The sequence below is a fragment of the Pseudomonas sp. Marseille-Q1929 genome (assembly GCF_017316265.1).
GTDB lineage: Bacteria > Pseudomonadota > Gammaproteobacteria > Pseudomonadales > Pseudomonadaceae > Aquipseudomonas.
In genome coordinates this window covers 1-19782 of the sequence record NZ_JAFLWU010000044.1, presented here as the reverse complement: position 1 = coordinate 19782, position 19782 = coordinate 1, and the positions used below count along the sequence as shown (strand labels likewise).

At 59.8% G+C, this 19782-nt stretch carries 24 protein-coding genes and 1 pseudogene; 12 read left to right on the top strand and 13 right to left on the bottom strand.

Going from position 1 to position 19782, the window contains the following annotated elements; genetic code table 11:
• Nucleotides 1-22: 22 nt before the first annotated feature.
• Both J1G37_RS27520 and J1G37_RS27515 read right to left on the bottom strand, forming a co-directional pair.
• Nucleotides 23-568 carry a putative natural product biosynthesis protein gene (locus J1G37_RS27520; RefSeq protein WP_207046776.1) on the bottom strand — a complete coding sequence of 182 codons (546 nt, stop codon included), beginning with the start codon at nucleotides 566-568 and terminating at the stop codon, nucleotides 23-25.
• Nucleotides 569-630: 62 nt separating this feature from the next.
• Nucleotides 631-1011, bottom strand: coding sequence for a DUF2946 domain-containing protein (locus tag J1G37_RS27515; RefSeq protein ID WP_207046775.1), 381 nt, complete (start codon nucleotides 1009-1011; stop codon nucleotides 631-633).
• A 181-nt stretch (nucleotides 1012-1192) separates the two neighbouring features.
• Between J1G37_RS27515 and J1G37_RS27510 the strand changes: the two genes are divergently transcribed.
• Together J1G37_RS27510 and J1G37_RS27505 are read left to right on the top strand one after the other, a co-directional pair.
• On the top strand, nucleotides 1193-1801 hold the full coding sequence (locus J1G37_RS27510) for an SCO family protein (protein WP_016976099.1): 609 nt from the start codon (nucleotides 1193-1195) through the stop codon (nucleotides 1799-1801).
• Nucleotides 1801-2268 (top strand): copper chaperone PCu(A)C, encoded by a 468-nt coding sequence (locus tag J1G37_RS27505; protein ID WP_207046774.1) that lies wholly within the window; start codon nucleotides 1801-1803, stop codon nucleotides 2266-2268. Before J1G37_RS27510 ends, J1G37_RS27505 begins: the two co-directional genes overlap by 1 nt.
• Before the next feature lie 127 nt (nucleotides 2269-2395).
• Here the strand turns inward: J1G37_RS27505 and J1G37_RS27500 are convergent, their stop codons facing one another.
• Together J1G37_RS27500 and J1G37_RS27495 are read right to left on the bottom strand one after the other, a co-directional pair.
• Nucleotides 2396-3115, bottom strand: a complete 720-nt coding sequence (locus J1G37_RS27500) for a hypothetical protein (protein ID WP_207046772.1) — start codon at nucleotides 3113-3115, stop codon at nucleotides 2396-2398.
• Between the two features lie 199 nt (nucleotides 3116-3314).
• Entirely contained in the window at nucleotides 3315-3644 is a 330-nt protein-coding gene (locus tag J1G37_RS27495) for a DHCW motif cupin fold protein (protein WP_207046770.1), read from the bottom strand.
• Nucleotides 3645-4224: 580 nt separating this feature from the next.
• Between J1G37_RS27495 and J1G37_RS27490 the strand changes: the two genes are divergently transcribed.
• Nucleotides 4225-4560, top strand: a complete 336-nt coding sequence (locus tag J1G37_RS27490) for a hypothetical protein (protein ID WP_207046768.1) — start codon at nucleotides 4225-4227, stop codon at nucleotides 4558-4560.
• Here J1G37_RS27490 and J1G37_RS27485 read toward each other — a convergent pair.
• Nucleotides 4526-6163: a hybrid sensor histidine kinase/response regulator gene (locus J1G37_RS27485; RefSeq protein WP_207046765.1), complete on the bottom strand. Its 1638-nt coding sequence runs from the start codon at nucleotides 6161-6163 to the stop codon at nucleotides 4526-4528. The two genes, J1G37_RS27490 and J1G37_RS27485, sit on opposite strands and share 35 nt — an antisense overlap.
• Before the next feature lie 97 nt (nucleotides 6164-6260).
• Between J1G37_RS27485 and J1G37_RS27480 the strand changes: the two genes are divergently transcribed.
• Entirely contained in the window at nucleotides 6261-6863 is a 603-nt protein-coding gene (locus J1G37_RS27480; RefSeq protein WP_124528437.1) for a response regulator transcription factor, read from the top strand.
• An 88-nt stretch (nucleotides 6864-6951) separates the two neighbouring features.
• On the opposite strand, the gene J1G37_RS27475 is transcribed toward J1G37_RS27480, so the two are convergent.
• Nucleotides 6952-7515, bottom strand: a complete 564-nt coding sequence (locus tag J1G37_RS27475) for an NADAR family protein (protein WP_207046763.1) — start codon at nucleotides 7513-7515, stop codon at nucleotides 6952-6954.
• 145 nt (nucleotides 7516-7660) lie between these two features.
• Here J1G37_RS27475 and J1G37_RS27470 point away from each other — a divergent pair, with 145 nt between their 5' ends.
• A complete protein-coding gene (locus tag J1G37_RS27470; RefSeq protein WP_207046761.1) occupies nucleotides 7661-8011 on the top strand; it encodes a hypothetical protein in 351 nt (116 codons plus the stop codon).
• Between the two features lie 179 nt (nucleotides 8012-8190).
• Complete coding sequence (locus J1G37_RS27465; protein WP_207046759.1) at nucleotides 8191-8640, top strand: hypothetical protein; 450 nt, start codon at nucleotides 8191-8193, stop codon at nucleotides 8638-8640.
• A 286-nt stretch (nucleotides 8641-8926) separates the two neighbouring features.
• Here J1G37_RS27465 and J1G37_RS27460 read toward each other — a convergent pair whose 3' ends face one another.
• From J1G37_RS27460 to J1G37_RS29095, 3 genes and pseudogenes are all read right to left on the bottom strand, one after another.
• Nucleotides 8927-9826: an alpha/beta hydrolase gene (locus tag J1G37_RS27460; RefSeq protein WP_207046757.1), complete on the bottom strand. Its 900-nt coding sequence runs from the start codon at nucleotides 9824-9826 to the stop codon at nucleotides 8927-8929.
• 367 nt (nucleotides 9827-10193) lie between these two features.
• The gene (locus J1G37_RS27455; protein WP_207046755.1) at nucleotides 10194-10799 is read right to left on the bottom strand and encodes a hypothetical protein; all 606 of its coding nucleotides are present in this window, start codon (nucleotides 10797-10799) and stop codon (nucleotides 10194-10196) included.
• 464 nt (nucleotides 10800-11263) lie between these two features.
• Nucleotides 11264-11617 (bottom strand): annotated as a pseudogene (locus tag J1G37_RS29095) (AAA family ATPase); the annotation flags it as partial.
• A 359-nt stretch (nucleotides 11618-11976) separates the two neighbouring features.
• Between J1G37_RS29095 and J1G37_RS27450 the strand changes: the two are divergent.
• Nucleotides 11977-12270, top strand: coding sequence for a fructose-bisphosphate aldolase (locus J1G37_RS27450; protein WP_207046753.1), 294 nt, complete (start codon nucleotides 11977-11979; stop codon nucleotides 12268-12270).
• Nucleotides 12271-12610: 340 nt separating this feature from the next.
• Here J1G37_RS27450 and J1G37_RS27445 read toward each other — a convergent pair whose 3' ends face one another.
• The gene (locus J1G37_RS27445) at nucleotides 12611-13078 is read right to left on the bottom strand and encodes a GNAT family N-acetyltransferase (protein WP_207046751.1); all 468 of its coding nucleotides are present in this window, start codon (nucleotides 13076-13078) and stop codon (nucleotides 12611-12613) included.
• Between the two features lie 119 nt (nucleotides 13079-13197).
• Between J1G37_RS27445 and J1G37_RS27440 the strand changes: the two genes are divergently transcribed.
• From J1G37_RS27440 to J1G37_RS27430, 3 genes are all read left to right on the top strand, one after another.
• The gene (locus J1G37_RS27440; protein ID WP_207046749.1) at nucleotides 13198-13578 is read left to right on the top strand and encodes a hypothetical protein; all 381 of its coding nucleotides are present in this window, start codon (nucleotides 13198-13200) and stop codon (nucleotides 13576-13578) included.
• A gap of 83 nt (nucleotides 13579-13661) precedes the next feature.
• Nucleotides 13662-14153: a GNAT family N-acetyltransferase gene (locus J1G37_RS27435; protein WP_207046747.1), complete on the top strand. Its 492-nt coding sequence runs from the start codon at nucleotides 13662-13664 to the stop codon at nucleotides 14151-14153.
• Nucleotides 14154-14180: 27 nt separating this feature from the next.
• A complete protein-coding gene (locus tag J1G37_RS27430) occupies nucleotides 14181-14609 on the top strand; it encodes a MerR family transcriptional regulator (protein ID WP_207046744.1) in 429 nt (142 codons plus the stop codon).
• On the opposite strand, the gene J1G37_RS27425 is transcribed toward J1G37_RS27430, so the two are convergent.
• From J1G37_RS27425 to J1G37_RS27415, 3 genes are all read right to left on the bottom strand, one after another.
• Entirely contained in the window at nucleotides 14527-15507 is a 981-nt protein-coding gene (locus tag J1G37_RS27425; RefSeq protein ID WP_207046742.1) for an NAD-dependent epimerase/dehydratase family protein, read from the bottom strand. The two genes, J1G37_RS27430 and J1G37_RS27425, sit on opposite strands and share 83 nt — an antisense overlap.
• An 81-nt stretch (nucleotides 15508-15588) precedes the next feature.
• Nucleotides 15589-16125 (bottom strand): GNAT family N-acetyltransferase, encoded by a 537-nt coding sequence (locus J1G37_RS27420; protein ID WP_242551772.1) that lies wholly within the window; start codon nucleotides 16123-16125, stop codon nucleotides 15589-15591.
• Nucleotides 16126-16129: 4 nt separating this feature from the next.
• On the bottom strand, nucleotides 16130-17329 hold the full coding sequence (locus J1G37_RS27415) for a YgcG family protein (protein ID WP_207046741.1): 1200 nt from the start codon (nucleotides 17327-17329) through the stop codon (nucleotides 16130-16132).
• 127 nt (nucleotides 17330-17456) lie between these two features.
• Between J1G37_RS27415 and J1G37_RS27410 the strand changes: the two genes are divergently transcribed.
• Nucleotides 17457-18272: an alpha/beta hydrolase gene (locus tag J1G37_RS27410; RefSeq protein ID WP_207046739.1), complete on the top strand. Its 816-nt coding sequence runs from the start codon at nucleotides 17457-17459 to the stop codon at nucleotides 18270-18272.
• Nucleotides 18262-19410, top strand: coding sequence for a PAS domain-containing sensor histidine kinase (locus tag J1G37_RS27405; RefSeq protein WP_207046738.1), 1149 nt, complete (start codon nucleotides 18262-18264; stop codon nucleotides 19408-19410). The genes J1G37_RS27410 and J1G37_RS27405 overlap by 11 nt, the downstream gene beginning before the upstream one ends.
• Nucleotides 19411-19782: the final 372 nt, after the last annotated feature.

Genomic DNA, 19782 nt, shown 5'->3' with positions numbered 1-19782 from the left:
TTTTACCGGTTGCGTAACAATCTCAGGGCAGTGGTCGCCAACGGCTGAACTCTCCCTGCGCGTTTAGCGGGCACCAGGCGAAGTCCCATTCGGTGCCTGGCAAGGCTTGGTGTTCTGAATACGCCCGGCGCGCGTCCTTCCAGTCGAACACGGTCGAGCCTTGCCAGGTCAAGACCACGCCACTGTCTTGACTGGTGTCGGCATTGATCCAGCACGCCGCCGCAGCCGCCATGAAGGCTTCGATCGGCTCATCGTCGATCTGCGCCCGATACGGCGAGCCCAGCAGCCAGCGGCAGACGTTGACGTGGTAGGTCCAATCCAGCGGGGGCCGGTTGCGATAGGCCCAGGTCATGAAGCTGCGGAACAGGTTCAAGCCCTCCGGCGGGTCGAGTTTGAGCAGCGCCGGGCAGATGTCGAACAAGGTGTGCCAATGGGGCAACAGGCGTGCATCGAGGTGCACGAAGCAGCGGGAATTGCTCGGGTAGTCGGGCAGCGCCGGCTCCAGGTGCAGGCGCCGGGACGCCTTGCTGACCAGGCGGCTGGCGCCGGCAGGCAATAGGTGATTCATCAAACGCACTCACAGTCGTGACGATAGAACGCCGCCTGATCACAGGCGGCCCAAGGCACACGTCAGAATGCGGGGGAAGCGCGGGGGTTGGCCGAGGGCCAGGAATAGCGCGGCGGCGCCTTGTTGCGCCGTTCATGGCCCGGGTGCGGGGTTTGCCCCAGGCCCAACAGCCAGGCCAGGCCGATCAGGAACACCAGGGCAACAGTTAAAGCATTGCACACCGGGCAGGCAAAGTAGTTCGAGATGTTGCTGGAAGCCGGGCTACCCAACCCTTTGTCGGAAATCGGCTGGCTGCCTTCCACCGAACAGAACTGCCCGCCGATGCCATTGAGCTCCAGGCCCATCATCTGCCCATGGCCCAAACCGCACACGAACAGGTTCATCAGCACGCAGAAGTACAGGGTCCAGGCGATGAGCGAGCGGTCGGGAGGGCGCAATTTCATGGCGGCGACTCTACCACCACAGGCGCACCGAGATGAAGCACGGCGCGCCCCTGTGGCAGAACGTCGCACATTACGCGGGCGGGCCTGGGTTGGTAGACTTGGCGCCCTCCTCCTTTACTCCTTTTCAAAGCCTGATGTGTAGATCCAGAGCAATGCAGGCGTTTCACAGGATGCGCAGTTGATGAGTACGTTATTCACCCGCCGCAAAGTGCTGACCGGCATGGGCCTGTTGGGCCTGGGCAGCCTGCTGGGCGGCTGTGACTACAGCCCCAAGCTGAACTTCAAGTACGGCAAGGACCTCAGTGACAAGATCATGGGCCGCACCTTCAAGCTCAAGAACACCGACGGCGAAACCGTCACCCTGAGCTCGTTCCGTGGCCTGATGCCGGTGGTGTTCTTCGGCTTCACCCAGTGCCCAGCCGTGTGCCCGACCACCCTGGCCCGCGCCGCCCAGGCCAAGAAGCTGATGGGCCGCGACGGCGAGATCATGCAAGTGGTGTTCATCACCCTCGACCCCGAGCGCGACACCCCCGAGATTCTCGACAAGTACGTCAAGGCCTTCGACCCCAGCTTCGAAGCGCTGTACGGCACCCCGGAAGAAATCGCCGTGGCCGCCAAGGAATTCGGGATCTTTTATGAAAAGATCCCCGCCGGCGACACCTATACCCTGTCCCACACCGCCACCAGTTTTGTCTTCGACACCCGTGGCAACCTGCGCCTGGGGCTGCAGGCATCCCTTACCGCTAAAGAGTGCGCAGAAGACCTGCTCACCGTCATGGAGGTCTGCTAATGACTGCCGTTCAACACCTCAAGCGCCTGACATTCGGCCTCACTCTGCTGACCCTCGCGGCCCACGCCAGTGCCCAGGTACAAGTCACCGACGCCTGGGTGCGCGCCACCGTACCGGGCCAGCCGTCGAGCGGCGCGTTCATGACCGTCACCGCCGACAGCGACAGCAAGCTGCTGAGCGTGGCGACGCCGGCGGCCAAGGACGTGCAGATCCATGAGATGAGCATGAAGGACGACGTAATGCACATGGGTCCGGTGGATTCGGTGGCGCTGCCCGCCGGCAAGGCCGTCACCCTCGACCCCAACGGTTACCACGTGATGCTGATGGGCCTGAACGGGCAGATCAAGGAAGGCGACCAGGTGCCGCTGACCCTGACGGTCGAGAACGCCAAGGGCGAGAAACAGACGATCGAAGTCAAGGCCCCGGCCCGTGGCCTGGATGGCGTGGACCACAGCAAGATGCATTAAGGGCGAGAGATGGCGCTGGTTTCGATTTCAATGGAGGGAGCGAAGGGCGATAGGGTAAAGAAACATCGCCCTTGCGACACGGCCTTGCCGGCCTCTCGCTCAATGACCGTGATCAAGTGGATAAGTGTTAGCCGTAGACCCTGATGCCTTCTTCACGGAGCACGTGTTGGAGCCGATTATTGAAGCGGTATAACTTCTGTTCAAGTTCAGCGCTGACGGTGCCGTCCGGCCTGTCGGGGGGGTATCTGAATTGGATTTCAGTGAGGTTCCCCTTCGGCGGGTCAAGGTGCGGGTCTGTGAACGACTCAAACATGTTCAATTCGGGAGGCGGCAAGCCGAGGACCCTGGCGATATTCAAGGCGATATCCTTGGCCTGATCCGCCTTGCTCGATGGCACCAGTATCGTAGAAAATAGCATGGGGTCAGGTGCTGGGCCAGATAGTGGGGGGGACGCTTCAGTTCGATAGCCGTGGTTGGTAATACCCGCTTCGTGCAACTTCGTTTGGACCTCCTGCCGTAGCTCACCGATCTTTTTCTGCAGTTCAGGGCTGTAACTGCCGTCGGGTCGATCGGGTAGGACGGTGAAATTGCTGGTGAAGTACGAAATGTTTCCTTCGCCGAGATCTTTACGTTCGTGCACGCCAGAGCTGTATTGAATGTTCATGCCTTTTGACCGGGCGGTGTCATTGAGTATCTGCTGGGCTTTTGAATAGTGTTCGTTTTTCACCGTAAATTCGATGTCAGGGTTTAAACCGTCTTTCCTGAAGGCGCCTGCTTGCGTTGCCTGATGGGTCGACTGAAGAGTCGTCGGGTTGAACGCGGACGGATTGGATTGAATACTCTGCATAAAAAACTCCCCTACGTTGACGGCCTGATTTGAACCGTCTCATCTGTGGCGCCAGAGACTCTTTTGGTTCCCGGCAACGCCTCGCTCAAGGAGGCGTTGGACACGTGGGAATCAACAGGCGGTTTATCACTCGCCGCCGGGGTTGGGGTTGGCCTGTGTCCCGATGACCAAGCGACAGGCCTGTTGAGCGAACATTCTGTTAGTCGACGATAAACAGCTTCGCTCCGGTGGTTGTGAAAGACCGGTGCGCCTCCATGTCGTTGCCAACCTGGTAACTCATCCCGGCCGTCAGTGTGAACTGGCGGCCGTCTTCCAGCTCCGTATGCAGCTCGCCTTCCAGGCACAACAGAACATGCCCGCGCTTGCACCAGTGATCCGCCAGGTAGCCTGCGGTGTACTCCACCCTGCGCACACGGGTGGTGCCGAAATGGCAGGTGCGCCACACAGCGCTGCCGGTTTCGCCGGGATAGGTAACAGGCTCGATGGTTGACCAGTCGGTGGTGCCAAAGGGTACGGCGGTAAGGTCCATGGGGGGCTCGGTCGTCAGTTAACGTGGCCCAAGGCTAACGAGCACAAGGCTCGGTCGATAGACACAGATCCTGGGCTTTTGGGGGATACAGAACGACTGCGGCTCAACTGACAGACCGCGGCGCCTGCATCGCAGGCAAGCCAGCTCCCACAGAAGCCTGCGCCACACATTTTGATCTGTGAACACCGTCAAAATGGGGGAGCTGACTTGCCTGCGATGGCGCTGGGTCAGGCAACATCTCTGCCAGCAGTGCCGTTTCAATCGCCCGTTGCCGTGCCAGGTTTTCCAGGTGATCGAGCATGGCCTTGGCGATTGGAGTGAAGGCTCCAGCCCGTGGCCTGGATGGCATGGACCACAGCAGATGCATTGAACCGCCTCTGTGGTGAGCGGGCAGGCCCCAAGCCCGCTCACCACAAGGATGACCTCAGTGTGCCACTAGCACACCTGTGCTAATCGACCCCTTCCCCCTGCGGCGCTATATTCCTCGGCACTTCCAACGCACCCACCCGCACCGCGCATCCCCTGCGCGCGGACCCGTTGTGCGTTGGAAAAACCATAACAACCCCAAGGAAGAAGCACCATGAACCTGCACTCCTCTGTTACCCGCATCACCCTGTTGGGCGCCTTGATCATCGGCGTGGCCGGCTGCAGCAATATCAAACCCAGCGAAGACCACCTCAAGACCCTGTCGGAAACCAACCTGGGCGAGCCGGTAAAACGCATCTCCAATGTGCGCAGTGACTCCATGAGCACCTATTACGTGGCCAGCGCCGCCTCCGGCGAATACAACTGCTCGGTGCCCAGCGGCGCCAGTGGCGGTGCCTTCGCCATTGCCAGCTTCGGCCTGATGAAACCTGCCGCCTATTGCCAGCCCAAGGGCGCTAAGGGTAACGGGCTTGCTCCATTCGCCCAGTAAGTGGCTGCTGGCTCAAGTCGCGCAGTGTGCCGCGCAGTTCTGCGGGGCGCACCGGCTTGGACAGGATGGCGATCTGACGGTCGTGCAAGGCGGCCTGGATGCGTTCCACGTCGTGCCCCGTGAGGATCAGCGCGGGCACCGCCCAGCCACGTTGTTCGCGCAGGGCATCGATGCATTCGATACCCGTGGCGTGGTTGCCCAGGTCATAGTCGGCGACGATGATGTCGCAATCACTCACCAGATCACGCCCCGACGACTCCGCCTGCACCTCGCAGCCCCAGCGCTCCAGCAGCGCCTGGGTGGCGAGCAGCACGTTGTGATCATCCTCCACCAGGCACACTTTCAAGCCGGTGAGCAGGCCGGCCTGCCGTATGTCGTCACGGGCAGCGGCTGCACGCGGCGCGCTGGCCAGGGTCAAGCCATGCAGGCTCACCGAGGTGCCATGGCCCACCTTTGAACGCAGGCTCACCTGCACCCCCATCAACTGCCCCAGGCGCTTGACGATGGACAGCCCCAGGCCCACGCCTTCGACGTCCTTGTCCCGCAGGTGGCGTACGCGATAGAACTCTTCGAAGACCTTTGACAGATGCTCCTCGGCAATCCCCCTCCCCCGATCATGAAACTGCACCGCCAGCCCGCCGTCGCGAATACGCACGCCCATCAACACCGGCCGGTGCGCGCCGTACTTGAAGCAATTGGACAGTACGTTTTGCACCATGGTCGCCAACAGCGCAGGGTCCACCAACACCCAGTGGGCGCAGGGCCGCAAGCGCAATTCCACCCCGGCCCAGCGCGCGGCCTCGGCGTTCTGGCGCACCAGATCGGCGAGAAACTCGCCCAAATGCACCGCCTGGTACTTGGGCAGCAAACGCCCGTTGTCGAGGGTGTACAGGTCCAGAATCGAACGAAACAACTGCGACACGTTGAGCAGCGAGCGGTCGATGTTATCCACCAACCGCCGCTCTTCATCGCCCAGGCGTGCTTCGCGCAAGCACGCGGTAAACAGGCCGATGGAGTGAATGGGCTGGCGCAGGTCATGACTGGCCTGGGCGAGAAAACGGGATTTTTCCAGGTTGGCGGCGATGGCTTCTTCCGACGCCTTGCGCGTACGTTCCAGCAGGATATGGGCGTACACCGGGATCACCGTACTGGTGATCATCAACATCAGCACCATAAACGGTTGCGCCTGCCACACCGGCGTCAACTGGTACACGATCAGCAACGCCAACAACGCCAACGCCGTGGCAATCGCCAGGTAGCGCGAGCCGTAGCGCATGCCGTTGCCCAGGTTGACCCACACCATCACCGCATACAACGGCAACGCCGCCTCGCCGCCCACCACCATGCCGAACGAAGTGCCCGTATAGTCGTAGATCATGCCGAAGATACGCCGCGCCGGGTAATGCCCAGGCCAACGGGCGATCACCTGCCGCAAGATAATCGAGGCGATCAGAAACAGCGCGATATACAGAATCACCGGCAGATAAGTCTCCAGCGACTGCCCCGGCAAAAACCCCAGCACACTGATGTAAACAATCGCGATAGCGGCCACCACGATGCGCAAGTTGGCCTGGTCGAGTTCAGAGTTGGTCTCAATACCCATGGGTTACGTCCTTGTGCGGCAGTCGTCAGCGGCGTCATGCAATGCGGTGCTAAGGTAGCATGACCGCGCCACACACCGCCCCAGGGAGGAGCCCCCCATGACCGGCCGCATCATCATCGCCGACGACCACCCGATGTTTCGCGAAGGCATGCTGCGCACCGTGCAACGCCTGCTGCCCGCGGCCGAGGTGCAAGAAGCCGGCGACCTCGACACGGTGCACGCGCTGATCAGCGACGGCGCCGACATCGACACCCTGATCCTCGACCTGCGCTTCCCCGGCCTGACCTGCCTGAGCCAACTGGCCGAACTGCGCCAGCAACTGCGGCGCACCACCTTGATCGTGGTGTCGATGGTGGATGACCCGGCGTTGATCGATCAGGTGATGGCGTTGGGCGCAGACGGTTTTATCGGCAAAAACATCGCACCCGAGGAGATCGGCCAGGCGTTGCTGGCGATTCGTGAGGGTGAGGTGTTGGTCAAGTTTGCGCCGTCGGGGTTGTTGCCGTTGGATACCCATACGTTGACGGCGCGACAGCAGGATGTGTTGAGGTTGATTGCCCAGGGCAAGACGAACAAGGAGATTGCCAAAGCGTTGGATATTTCGCCGTTTACCGTGCGGATTCATGTTTCGTCGTTGCTGAGGGTGTTGGGCGTGAGTTCGCGGGCGGCCGCGGCGGTGAAGTATTCGGGGGTGGGTTGAGGGTTGGTTTTGTCGTGGTCAAGCATCACCGCAATGAACGCCTGCTCGACCACGTGTATCTGAGGAAGCTTTCTCGCACTCGGGGCAACTACCTTGGGGCCTGCACACCGCCCCCGTCTCGCACTTGCATCAGCGCAAAGCCCAGTAGGTTCAAGCCTTTCCAAAGATTCGGATTGTTCACATCCGCGTGATCCTGCGCGAGCCCTATACCCCAGATGCTATCAACCGGGCTGGCCTCGACAATAACCCGCGAACCGGTTTGTAGCAGGTATTCGTTTAACGGCGGATTCTGAGAAAACTTGGCCTGGTTCGCTCGAACCACGATGTCGTATCGGTGTTGCAGCCAAACCTGTTCATCAAACCCGCGCACGTTGCGGCCAAGCGCTTTGGCGGCATTTGGCGTAGGCGCGTTGAACACCTGCGCACGAATATCCTGATCGTCAAACAAGGCCGCTTTCTCGGCCATCATGAAGTGTTCGGCCGTCGGGTAATGTTGCCCCTCGACAACAAACCCGGCCTCAAACCACTGGCTGAAACACGAAGCCGTGACGACCGTTTTGCTGCGCTGGTGCCCCCAGAAAAACGTAAAGCTCAGATCTTCTCCTGAGTTGAAACGGGCGCACAGTGCGTTCAAATGTTCAGAGTCGTTCAATGAGATATCCTCGATAACTGGAGGCCGAAGTTACAGCGACAGGGCTGGACAAGGCAACCACGAAGCTTGGCAGGTCAATGGAGCGTTTCATCCTCTGGCATCGGCCTCGGCATTGGCGGCGTCTGACTGTCCTTTTCCGCAGGGAATGCAGGTATCCATCGGTGCGTCGAAGCAAGCTATTGCAGCCAGGCAAGCGGGCGTCGCCAAGGATGAACAGCTCACCAAAATTTCCCCCGCGGCCGATGGGCAAATGTCCAAGATGCTAAAGAGCATCGTCGACGAGGTTTACGATTATCCGGTGCTGCTGCCCGAGGTGTATGCCGCCTTTCGGTTTGAGCGCTGCTTTGTTTCGCAGCAGCACGGGGAACAGGTGGCGGCGATGAAGTTTGCTGATGCTTATCCGTTGTTGAAGAAATGTGAATTGCTTGAAGCGGAAGGGGCGAGACCGCGTTGTGCGATGCGGGTGGTGCATGCGGTGACTGGGGTTCCAGAGTGATAGCCTTGGTTGGTTGGGGGCTGCGATGAAGGGCAGGTACCGGCCAAAAGCGGACGTCGAGCATTCCCCAGACCGTGTGCAAATCGCTCCTTAGAATGATCGACAACGCCTTAACGGCTAAGTAACGTTGCCTCAGGGCGGGAAATGGATGAGATCGGCGGCGTAGATGGAGGGTCAGCATGCAAGGCAAGCTAATTTATGAATTAACTGAGGAAGACTTCCGAGAGCACGGTGTCTGGTATTTCCCGATGGACGATGATGACTGGGAAATTGTTCGCCCCTGCCTGGAAGAGAGAGATACGACTGTGCTGGTGAGAACAGTTTTTCGCGGCGCTGATGGAGCCAGTTACGCTGGGTATGTGTACTGGAGTCTTACCGACGACATCGGTCATATCCAACCTAACCTGTTTTTACCCGATGGGTCCTCCATGACCTTTTGGGGAGGAGTTATCAAAGCTGTATGGGAGGACTTGATTCAGGGTGAAGCCGCACGCTTGGTTTTTCCGATCACGTTTGAATCCGAGCCTTTGCTTGGAATGGCACAGATGACGGGGCAAATCGACGGACTCTATTATCTTGATGATGACAAGCGCACGCAGTGCTTAACTCCGCCGCTTCAAATTCATTAGCGGACGTTTAGAGCCTATCCGCGAGCGAATTGGATGATTTAGCTAGCGCTATTGAACGATCCGTCCCTGTTTCATTTTAACCGTGCCCAAAGCAGGCTAACTGCAGGAGCTTCTAGGTCCGCTAATGGCCGTCAACGGACGTAGTCGAAAGTCCGCTTCTGGCCGATTTCTGCCGTTCGTGACGGGCAGCAACCGGCCAAAAACAGACGGTCGCTGACCTGCAAGCACGGCAACGAATCCTGTGCCCTTTTACGGCGACTCATCACTCTGGCAACTCCGTCGCCGTTCACTGGTTCAGGAACTTGATGACAGCTCTGGCGAACAGTTCTGGCTGATCAAGCATGATGAAGTGAAAACTGCCGTCAATGCGCCTGAAGCTAATGTTTGGGGTAGAGGCATAGGCGTTACGGAACATTGCATCGACGTGGGACGCTTCTACGCCGAACAGCACATCGTAGGCATAGACGACCTCAACCGGCACCTTGATGCGTCCAAGCTCAGGCCGGAGGTCTGAGACCATCAATTCATACATGGCATCGGCCATAGTCTTTCGGTCCGAGTTTAACCCCGCCGCGACCAGGCCTGGCCTGACCGCTTCAGTTTTGGCGAGGCGGGCGATGGAGGCACGCTGCATGGCTTGCGCCTGCTCAGGCGTTGCCGCCAACATTGCATCACGCATTGCAGCCGCATGCGGGGCCGCCGTTTCACTGGTCGCGGAGGGATCAAACAGCAACGTATAAAAGGGCATCGCATCAACAATCATCAGGCGTCCCACTTGATCGGGATGACGAGCACCTAGCATCAGTGCCACCTCGCCACCCAACGAATGACCGATGATGACCGGCGACTCGATGCGCTGGCTGCGGATGTATTCAGCGATCGCCTCGACCGTGGACGCGACTACTCTCCCGTCTGGACGGGATACAGCAGGCGAGCCGGCAAACCCAGCTACCTGTATTAGATGGAGACGGTGGCTGAGCCGTAATCGGGAGGCCAAATCTGCCCATACTTCGTAGGACGACGCAAATCCTGGGATCAAGATGATATCTGTGCCCGAGCCTTGTACGTGCACCGAGATACCACCCTCGTTCACCGTGCCTGATGGCAGGGACGCAGGCTGAGCTGGCGATGCTGCCAACAACGCCAACAGGGTGCAGATCCCGGCAAGGATCATTCCTGCACGCATTGAGCTCCCCTTTTCGCGCAATGAGTAGTGATGGTTACACCGACAGATAGGCCGCTTAACGGGCTCATAGCCACTCCTTTGACTGAATAAGTACTGCCACTATACGGAGCACAAAGGCATCAGAAAACTATCCTCGCCTGCAATTATGGGCTTTCGCTTTGGGTCGATAGCAGCGCTTCATTACAGGCTACTACCGACCCGAAACGGACACTCGTTGCTGGAAGCAGTCGGCCAAAACCGGCTTCCGATTCACATTGGGTTGTCAGCTTCTGTGGCGCTCGACAGGCCCGGCGCATCGGGCCTGCATTGAATTACTTGCGCTGCAAATGCTGCCGGGACTGTTTCACTCGAAAGGTCTGGCCAGGACTCATGATCCGGCTGAGAGATTCTTTCCCTGCGTACACGGGTTAAAAATCTGGTGAATACTCTCGCTGGTTCCTACATAGGTGGTGGTACCTGGTACCGCAACAGCCGAGTAATTCTTGCGATCGGTGACCTGAATAAAATTTCCTTGCCCAGCCGTGAAGCTCTCAGTGCTTGGCGGCACTAAAACGCTCAGGAACTGGGCTTTCTTGTCGAGGGCCAAGGCACCTCCCACGGTAATTGGCGCCAGCATGGCGGCCCAACGCTCACTGAATAGGTAGAAGGTATCGGCTGTGGCTCTGCCACTTTGCAGGTGGGCGCACTGCACATCGCTGGCGTTGATGACTTCAGCTTGCTGGTAGACGCCGCCCTTATAGAGGGCCAGGACTAGCTTGCTCTTGGTCAGCACACCCAGGCCTTGCTTGGGTCTGCACACTTGCAAATCACCATAGGGAAATAAGCACCAGTTGGTTTCGGTGATAGTGACGATTTCGTCTGCGCTGAGCTTCAAGTCGCGTTCAATATTGGCGCGGGCTTCCGGGGTTTGGTAAGGGATGGCGCATGCGCTCAATAGAGCTGCGAGGGTAAGAGCGAGTAGCGGGGTTCTCATTAAGCGTCCTTTGCTGCTTGAAGGTAGATGTAAATGACGAATGTTTTTTCAACTCTCTTTCTTCAACACTCTACGAGTCAAGCAATCGCGAGAGCAGGAGAAAATAGCCGTCGTTGAGATCGGGTTCTGAGACAAGAACATCAAAGCGGACGATGTGACCGACAGGCTCTGGCCGCTGACGACGGCTGAGCAGATCGTCCACCGGTCCAGGCACCGGGAAAATTATACAGATCGCGCCGAGTTTAAAGAGCTAATGGCGAATCTGCTAAAAAACGTCGTTTGAATTTCTCGACAGCGAGTGCGCGACTCAGACCCATTTTGGGTCAGAAGCCGCGTCATGAGCTGGCGTCCAGAAAGCAGCTATCGTGGGCGTCCGCTTTTGGCCGATAGCCGCCTGTTGTGGGGGACAGTGAACGGCCAAAAATAAGCCTTCCAGCCCCCCATTCTCACGATGCCCCTCCCCATCAACCACGATGAACTTCAACCCGCAACCCCTGCCCCTCATCCGGCGCACAAAAGTACCTAGTGATCAGATCAAACCCCGCATCAGTCGCGGCAAACTCATGCTCCGCACGTCGATTGCGAAGATGCAACCTGGCACAACAGGTGTCATCGTCCACTTCAATGTAGTGGACACAATGGGAAACCCCAGCGGCGTCAGACAGCCCGCGCAGCCAGTGTCAGTCTTGAGGCGTATTGGCAGGAAAATCCAGGACCACCGTCACGCCAGCCCTCAGTAGATCGGTAACGAGCGGGCCCGCCACCCCGCGAATCTGTCGAGCGAGGCGCACATAGTCGGTGATTGATCTGATCTGATCTGATCTGATCAGGGTACAGCCGTGAGTGCAACCACAGCCCACGATGTTTGACTCCTTATCGCGGCGTTGAAACATTCTCTTGGTTGCACCCCTTTTCACAGCGCCTTATAGTTCGGCCCGTCGCTGGCATTGGCTGGCGACAGGGTTTCGCAGCCCTAAAACGATTCACACCGACACCGTCAGACAGACTCCAGCCGGCTCCCGGCTGCCGAATGTTTTATGGCGGTTGTGCGTGGGAGACCTTCGGGTCTGCCGGGTTTTGGTGTAAATCGTCCGGTCTGCGAACCCGCGCACAACTGCCACCCAATCTGTTTCGCAGCAGAGCCGGTGGTAATTCTTCTTTCTTGAGGATTTACACCATGACTACTCAAAACCCGCCCCGCCGCTTCACCCCCATGTCCCAAACCGCAACCGACTACCCCGTCCTGCTGATCGACAGCGACGCCCCGCTCAGCGAGTTGCAGGCGTGCGCCAGCGAACGCTTGAACGCTGCCCTCGCCTATCTGCATCTGATGGCCTGTTCCAACGTGTCGGACTATGCCGAGCACGATATCAATACCGTTGCCAATACCGCCCGGATCATGGTCCAGGATGTAGCGGATGTGTTTGCGGTGATTGAACGGCGAGGGTTTGAGGTGCCGGCTGCGAGTTGAGGGTGTGTGAGTGTTGTTGATACGCCTGAATGCAATGATCCGAGACGGTTCAGAGTGGAACGATCACGTAGCGTAATCAGCTACGTGACCACTCGTTGAGCATTGCACGGCCTAGGCTGTGGGCGGTTTTATGTCTGCCTTGATGACGCTTTTTGAAAAGCTGCCAAGACAGTTGCTCCCACAGGAAACCGGCAGTGTCCGGGCGATCTCCAGCCGAACACTTTCTACCCATCAATACAGCTTGAAATGTGGGAACTGGCTTGCCTGCGAAAGCGGCGGCACAGGCGACACTTATGCGACCTGCCCACCACCATCGCAGCTTCGCTAAAGCTCCCACGCATCAAACCAGTCGCTTGGTCATCGGTATACACGCCAACGTCAACCCCGACGGCGAATGGTAAACCGCCTGCTCATCCCCCACGTATCCACACGCCCGATAGAAACCCGCAGCATTCAACGTCGCATCCAGCACCACCGTTTCAATCGCCCGCTGCCGAGCCAGGTTTTCCAGGTGATCGAGCATGGCCTTGGCATACCCGCGCCCGGTGAATTCAGGCAGCACAAACAGCGCCCCGACTTCATTGTTGTCGAGATCAAGCATTCCAGTGACGACCGGTTCGCCCTGTACCCACCCCAAATAAAACGGCTTGGCCATCAGCGCGCTGTAACCCTCTGCGGCGGTGCCACGTGTCCAAGCCATCATCTGCTCACGCGTGTAAGCACCGATGCACTGGCTGCGAATGGCCAACAGGCGAATATCGAACGCCGCCTGGGCGTCCTCCGGGGTTGCGGGTTTTATTTGCAGCATCTCAGCCTCCATGGCTTAACAGTTGGACACACTCGTCCCTCTTGCGGCGGGAACTCAGTACTTGGTGCTCACCACAACGTGAAGCGTCCAATACGGACGTCAAACCGAGGGTATTTACTATGCAAGGTATTCAATCTTCCTACGCACCGCAGACGCTTCAGGCTGCGCCGGAAGCGTCGAGTCGGAGCATCGGCGCCAACCGCCACGACACAGGCATCCAATTCACGGTGAAAATTGAGGACTACCCTCAAACGATGAAGATTTTCAACGATCTCGCCAGGTCAAAAGACATCGAGGTCAAGCAAGAGTCTGACGTGCAGGACTACAACGATTACGGCGGTGGCGATGGACTGTACAACACGATCCAGTTCAGCTTTAAACCCAACAACAAAGATGGCACCTACAGCCCAGCGTTGCAGATGAGGATCAGCGATTTTCACCGAGAGTTCCAGGAGCAACTGCGTGAGGCTGGCATCAGGAACTACGCGCCAGAGGAGTAAGCCCACCTTCAAGGGCACTGCAATGGAGCTGGGGGCGATATTTATCTATGATGTCGCCTTTCGCTTTGTCCCCAGGAACGCCCATGCCCACCCTCACCTTGCGCAACGCCCTGCCCTCTGACGCCGCCCGCTGCTTTGCAATCGAAACCAGCGCCTACGAAGGCGACGAAGCCGCCACCCTGGAAAAGATCGCCACACGCATCGCGCTGTACCCACAAGGCTTTCTGATCCTGGAAGCCGATGGCGAGGTGGTGGGCTTTATCAACAGTGGCTGCGCCCACGACGTGGTGATGTCGGACGAGGCGTTCAAGGAGCTGGTGGGGCATTCGGCCGAGGCGCCGAATGTGGTGATCATGTCGGTGGTGGTTGACCCGGCGCACCAGGGCAAGGGGTATTCCACGACGTTGATGAACGCGTTTGTGCAGCGCATGCGCGACATGGGCAAGCAGACCATTCACTTGATGTGCAAAGACCGCCACGTGGAGCTGTACACGCGCATGGGCTATCGCTACGTGCAGCCGTCAGCCTCGGATCACGGCGGGATGGCGTGGCATGAGATGGTCATGGATCTCTGATCTTCCACCCGGTAAAGGATTGCCTCGATGTTCATTGGACGCCTCGCCCAACTCACCGGCTGCACGCCAAAAGCGATCCGCCTGTATGAGCACATGGGGTTGATCAGTGAACCCCAACGCAGCGGTCGCTATCGCGTGTACAACGCGCACCATGTGCAGATGGTGCAGCTGATCCGCAAGGCGCAAACGGCGGGTTTCAAGCTCGCCGAGATGGGCCCTTTGATCGCCGCGAAGAATGCGCTACGGGCCTTTCCATTGGACTTGGCCAACGCCGCTGTCGATGCCAAGCGCCTGGATGTGCAAGCCAGAATCCGCGAGTTGCAAGCATTGGACGTGCACCTCGTCGGGCTCAAGCACCAGATGAATGCGCTGTTCAGGTCTCATACGGCTGAACCCCTCGCCTGTCCAGATACGCAAACGCCTCGCGCAATGCCTGTTGCGGCGGACGCGGGTTGAAGCCCAGCTCGGCCTTGGCTTTGTCGATGTTGTATTCCTGACGCACGCCATGGAACAGCCGCACCTGGCTGCACATCAGTTGGGCAGGCTGGCCAGTGAGGCTGGCCCAGCGCTCTTGCAGCCAAGCGATGGCCAGCAGCAACCGGCGCGGTGCACGTGGCGGCGCTTGCACACCCAGTACATCGGCCAGTTCAGCCAGCGATGACGAGCGCTCATTGGCGAGGATATAACGCTGGCCTGCGCGGCCCTTCTGCGCGGCAAGCAACATGCCCTTGGCGACATCGCGCACATCGACAAAATTGAAGTGAAACCCTGGGTCCAGCGGCACCTTGCGATCCTTCACCGCCTGCAAAAAACCCAGGGTGTCGGTCAAGCGCGCGTCATTCGGGCCGATCATCGCCGATGGCAATACCGCGACCATCCACAACCCCAAGGCGTTCGCGGTTTGCCAAGCGAGCTGTTCGCTGAGGATTTTTGAACGGTAGTAGGCATTTTCAGCTTCCTCGCACCACTGCGTTTCATCCAACGCACTGCCGTCATGCCCCACCGCCGCTACGGAACTGACATACACCACCCGTTTCACCCCCGCACGGCTAGCGGCCTGCAACACACACCGGGTGCCCTGCACATTGGGCTGGACGATCTCGGCCTCGGGGTTCTTCGCCCAGTGCTTGAACACGGCCGCCACCTGGAACAACACCTGCACGCCGTCGAGGGCCTTGAGCAACGACGCCTCATCCAACAGCTCGGCGTAGACCACCTCACAGGCGAGCCCCGCGAATGCGGCCTGCTGGTGTATATCACGCACCCCAGCGCGAACCGTGTAGCCTTGCCGGAGCAACTCCCTGACCAGCGTATTGCCCAGATGCCCATTGGCCCCCGTCACTAGACACAGCATGTTTATCGTCCTTTTTTCGCCTGGAAAACCCTGCGGTATGCGCAGCGAAAAAAAGCGTAACGTCTGTCCCGTGGGGCAGAGTCAAGCGGGCGCAAGGCCCAGGGCTTTGCCAAACAGCCGATTGCCGTGGGTCTCGCCCTGGAAGGTATAGGTCGGCGCGCCCAGCAGCGCGTACCCGCGCCGAGGATAGAACGCGAGCGCGCGCGCGTTGCCGTCCCACACGGTAGCCCACAACAGTGAAGCGCCACCTTGCGCCGCGCACTGTTCGGCGGCTTGCAGCAAGCGGTAACCAATGCCCAATCCCGTGAAACGCTCCTGGATATACAGGCGTTGCAACTCGGCAACGTTCGCCGTCGCGATCATCGCGTGTCGGGTATCGAGTTTGACCTGCGCGAAGCCGACGAGATGCTGGTTGCACTCGGCAACCAGCAACGCAATGTCAGGCTCAGCCAGCAGCTGCGTGATGGCCTGCGGCGCGAACGCTTGCAGCGCCTCATTGGCGATCGAACTGCGGATACCCTCGGTGGCGTAGGTATCGAGGAACACCTGCATGCCCAGCACGCCGATACACAGCGCGTCCTCAGCCGTTGCGGGACGAATCATGATGTCTTTGGACATGAATTCACCAACTCCCCGAAGCGCCACCGCCACCACTCGAACCGCCGCCGCCCGATGAGCTGCTGCTGGAACTGCTGGAGCTGCTGGAACCCGAGCTTGATCCTCCGCCAGAACCCGAACCCGTGCCGACCTTGCCAAAGATGCACAGCGCGGCAAACGAGGCGATGGGGAACGCGAACAACCAGCCGCTACGTCCCATATCCAGCACATACACTGCCGCGCCATACACCGCCACGGCCGCCAGCAACCGCGCGACAAAGCCTGCCCGGCTCTGTTTCCAGGCGTCTTTCATGAGCACCAACAGGATCAGGTACAACCCCAGCACCACCAGCGCCGCCAACGGATACGCCAGCCAGTGGATGAAATTGACGTCGGCATAGCGTTGATCAACCACCACCAGCCCGAGGATGTAGGCCAGCAACCCCAGCACGCAGTAGAACACCGTGCGCGCCAGCCACAACGCACCAAAGGTGGCGCCGCCGATCAGCATCGTCAGCGGCATGAGCAGCAGGGACAACGGCCAGCCTTGCCCACCGCTAAAAATCGTCAGCAGCACCGTGACCGCTACAACGCCAAGCAACGCACGACGCCAGTGCAGCTTGCCAGCGGCGAGCAGCACACCGCCGAGGGCGCCAAAGACAAACGCCAGCAACACCGTAATCGCCCGAGGGCCGGTCGCCGGCGCCGTCACACTTGGCAAGTCGCCGCCGTCCACCAGCACGATCAAGTCGTTCACGGCCAAGCTCACACCGCCCGCGTAGTCGCCTTGGCGAAACGCCGGGGTAATGTGTTCTTCGATGATGCGATGGCTCAGCAAGTCGGTAACGGTGCCTTCCAGGCCGTAGCCCACTTCGATGCGCACCTTGCGGTCATCCTTGGCCACCAGCAGCAGGATGCCGTCGTTGATGTCCTTGCGCCCCAGCTTCCAGGCGCGGAACAGTTGGTTAGCATAGTCTTCGAGGCTGGCGTCGCCGATGCTCGGCACCAGCAGCACGGCGACCTGCGCGCCCTTGCGCTGTTCGAGCGCGGCGAGCTGGTCTTTCAGACGGGTGGTGGTGCCGGCGTCCAGGGTGTTGGTGAGGTCGATCACGCGCTGGTCGAGGGCCACGCCAATTGGCGACGGGTCAGCCTGGGCGGCGTTCAATAGGCCAATGCAAGCCAGCGCCAGCAGGCTGAAAACGGATTGACGTAAAATCACCCACATACTTGTTACCTGAAGTTTCTTCCTGAAGGCGCCGACTTTAACCTATCAGCGCTATAACGCGTGACCCCACGCCGTTGACTATCTAAACTCCGCCCACGCATAGCAAAACGCCATAACCGAGAAGCCCATGGACCTACGCCACCGCAACAATGTCAGTGTGATGGGCAATGGCGCCTCGACCTTGGTGTTCTCCCACGGTTTCGGTTGCAACCAGGCCATGTGGAACTACCTGGCGCCGCAGTTTGGCGCACGCTTTCGCGTGGTGATGTATGACCTGGTCGGCGCCGGTCTGTCGGACCTCAATGCGTTCGACAAGGCCAAGTACAGCACGCTGGACGGTTACGCCCGCGACTTGAACGAGATCATCCAAGCCTTTGCGGTAGGCCCGGTGATTCTGGTCAGCCACTCGGTCAGCGCCATGATCGCCACCCTCGCCGACCGCCAGGCCCCCGGGCGCATCGCCGCCCATGTGATGATCGGCCCATCGCCGCGCTATATCGATGCCGACGGTTATGTCGGCGGCTTCAAGCGCAGCGATATCGACGACCTGCTCGATACCCTCGACAGCAACTACCTCGGCTGGTCCAGCGCCATGGCGCCGGTGATCATGGGCGCGCCCGGGCAACCGGCGTTGAGCGACGAACTGGCCGACAGTTTCTGCCGCACGGAACCGGAGATCGCCAAGCAATTTGCGCGGGTGACGTTCATGTCGGACAACCGCCAGGACGTCGCCGGCCTGAGCACCCCGGTACTGATCCTGCAATCCAGCGACGACCTGATCGCTCCGGTTGTCGTCGGTGAATACCTGCACAGCGTGCTGCCCAACAGCACCTATTGCCTGGTCGACAACGTCGGCCATTGCCCGCACATGAGTGCGCCACAGGCGTGTACCGCCGCGATGGACACCTTCCTTGCGCCGTGGGCCGCCCCCCATGCCGGCTAAGCTGTTCGACAGCGCCGCCTGCGCTCTCGCCGTCACCGCGCAAGACGGTGCGATCCTGCAAGCCAACGCGAGGTTCTGTGAATGGCTGGGGTTCAGCGCCGCCGAGCTCTACGGCCGGCGCTTCCAGGACCTGCTGACCATGGGCGGGCGAATCTTCCACCAAACCCACCTGGCCCCGATGCTGCGCCTGCGCGGTAGCGTGACCGAAGTGAAGCTGGACATGCTGCACCGCGACGGGCACAAGGTGACCGTGTTGCTCAATGGCCTCAAGCGCGAGCAGGCGGATAGCGTGGTCTACGACCTGGCCCTGTTCGGCACCACCGACCGCGACAAGTACGAGCGCGAACTGCTCAACGCCCGCAACCTCGCCGAAGCGCTGTTGCAGGAAAAAACCGCCACCGAACTCGCCCTCAAGAGCGCCCAGGCCGAACTGAGCGAGGCCTATGCCATCGCCCAGCGCCGTGCGCTGTTTGCCGAGCAGATGGTGGCGATCGTCAGCCACGACTTGAAGAACCCACTCACGGCGATCCGCATGGCTTCGGATTTCCTCAGCCGTGGCGAGCGCAGCGCCAAGGAACGCCAGTTGCTGGGGCATATCGCCCAGTCCTCCGAACGCGCCCAACGCATGATCGCCGACCTGCTGGACTTCACCCAGGCCCGCGTCGGCCACGGCATCAGCATCAAGGTGGCACCACTCGACCTGCACGCGGTAACCCGGCAGGCCGTGGATGAATTGCGCGTGGCCTTCCCCAAGGCCACCCTGGAACATCACACCGTGGGCAGCGGCGACGCCAGCCTGGACGCCGACCGCGTGCAGCAGATCATCGGCAACCTGGTGGCCAACAGCGTGGCATACGGCGACCTGCAACGCCCCATCACCGTGACTTCGCAGTTGGGCGATGGCGGTTGCATCGTCTGCGTGCACAACCACGGCGCGGTGATTCCCGAAGCGCTGCTGGCCGGGCTGTTCGAACCCATGACCCGCGGCACCGACCAAGGCAGCGACGTGCGCAGCGTGGGCCTGGGGCTGTATATCGTGCGGGAGTTGGCGAGGGTGCATGGCGGTGATGTGGCGGTGAGGTCCACTGTGCAGGATGGCACGCTGTTCAGTGTGCGCTTTGTGCCTGGCGAGGTTTAGCGGTCGCCTGTACCACCGCTATCGCAGGCAAGCCAGCTCCCACATTTTTGAACTGAGTACACCTGCCCCAATCTGCAAACCCAATCCCCTGTGGGAGCTGGCTTGCCTGCGATAGCGGTGGGTCAGCTTCATCTGTGTTAACTGACAGGCCGCCTTCGCGGGCAAGCCCGCTCCCACATTTTGAGCTGTGTACACCTGCCCTGAACTACAAACCCAATCCCTGAACTGTGTACACCTGACCCAACCTGCAAACCCAATCCCCTGTGGGAGCTGGCTTGCCTGCGATAGCGGTGGGTCAGCTTCATCTGTGTTAACTGACAGGCCGCCTTCGCGGGCAAGCCCGCTCCCACATTTTGAGCTGTGTACACCTGC

Excerpts from the sequence above, each read along its gene's own strand:
- J1G37_RS27465 (WP_207046759.1), top strand. The coding sequence starts at position 8,191 with ATGCAAGGCAAGCTAATTTATGAATTAACTGAGGAAGACTTCCGAGAG.
- J1G37_RS27520 (WP_207046776.1), bottom strand. The coding sequence starts at position 568 with ATGAATCACCTATTGCCTGCCGGCGCCAGCCGCCTGGTCAGCAAGGCG.
- J1G37_RS27480 (WP_124528437.1), top strand. The coding sequence starts at position 6,261 with ATGACCGGCCGCATCATCATCGCCGACGACCACCCGATGTTTCGCGAA.
- J1G37_RS27435 (WP_207046747.1), top strand. The coding sequence starts at position 13,662 with ATGCCCACCCTCACCTTGCGCAACGCCCTGCCCTCTGACGCCGCCCGC.
- J1G37_RS27485 (WP_207046765.1), bottom strand. The coding sequence starts at position 6,163 with ATGGGTATTGAGACCAACTCTGAACTCGACCAGGCCAACTTGCGCATC.
- J1G37_RS27515 (WP_207046775.1), bottom strand. The coding sequence starts at position 1,011 with ATGAAATTGCGCCCTCCCGACCGCTCGCTCATCGCCTGGACCCTGTAC.
- J1G37_RS27500 (WP_207046772.1), bottom strand. The coding sequence starts at position 3,115 with ATGCAGAGTATTCAATCCAATCCGTCCGCGTTCAACCCGACGACTCTT.
- J1G37_RS27415 (WP_207046741.1), bottom strand. The coding sequence starts at position 17,329 with ATGTGGGTGATTTTACGTCAATCCGTTTTCAGCCTGCTGGCGCTGGCT.
- J1G37_RS27425 (WP_207046742.1), bottom strand. The coding sequence starts at position 15,507 with ATGCTGTGTCTAGTGACGGGGGCCAATGGGCATCTGGGCAATACGCTG.
- J1G37_RS27440 (WP_207046749.1), top strand. The coding sequence starts at position 13,198 with ATGCAAGGTATTCAATCTTCCTACGCACCGCAGACGCTTCAGGCTGCG.
- J1G37_RS27430 (WP_207046744.1), top strand. The coding sequence starts at position 14,181 with ATGTTCATTGGACGCCTCGCCCAACTCACCGGCTGCACGCCAAAAGCG.
- J1G37_RS27405 (WP_207046738.1), top strand. The coding sequence starts at position 18,262 with ATGCCGGCTAAGCTGTTCGACAGCGCCGCCTGCGCTCTCGCCGTCACC.
- J1G37_RS27510 (WP_016976099.1), top strand. The coding sequence starts at position 1,193 with ATGAGTACGTTATTCACCCGCCGCAAAGTGCTGACCGGCATGGGCCTG.
- J1G37_RS27455 (WP_207046755.1), bottom strand. The coding sequence starts at position 10,799 with ATGAGAACCCCGCTACTCGCTCTTACCCTCGCAGCTCTATTGAGCGCA.
- J1G37_RS27505 (WP_207046774.1), top strand. The coding sequence starts at position 1,801 with ATGACTGCCGTTCAACACCTCAAGCGCCTGACATTCGGCCTCACTCTG.
- J1G37_RS27410 (WP_207046739.1), top strand. The coding sequence starts at position 17,457 with ATGGACCTACGCCACCGCAACAATGTCAGTGTGATGGGCAATGGCGCC.
- J1G37_RS27445 (WP_207046751.1), bottom strand. The coding sequence starts at position 13,078 with ATGCTGCAAATAAAACCCGCAACCCCGGAGGACGCCCAGGCGGCGTTC.
- J1G37_RS27490 (WP_207046768.1), top strand. The coding sequence starts at position 4,225 with ATGAACCTGCACTCCTCTGTTACCCGCATCACCCTGTTGGGCGCCTTG.
- J1G37_RS27420 (WP_242551772.1), bottom strand. The coding sequence starts at position 16,125 with ATGTCCAAAGACATCATGATTCGTCCCGCAACGGCTGAGGACGCGCTG.
- J1G37_RS27460 (WP_207046757.1), bottom strand. The coding sequence starts at position 9,826 with ATGCGTGCAGGAATGATCCTTGCCGGGATCTGCACCCTGTTGGCGTTG.
- J1G37_RS27450 (WP_207046753.1), top strand. The coding sequence starts at position 11,977 with ATGACTACTCAAAACCCGCCCCGCCGCTTCACCCCCATGTCCCAAACC.
- J1G37_RS27495 (WP_207046770.1), bottom strand. The coding sequence starts at position 3,644 with ATGGACCTTACCGCCGTACCCTTTGGCACCACCGACTGGTCAACCATC.
- J1G37_RS27470 (WP_207046761.1), top strand. The coding sequence starts at position 7,661 with ATGCAGGTATCCATCGGTGCGTCGAAGCAAGCTATTGCAGCCAGGCAA.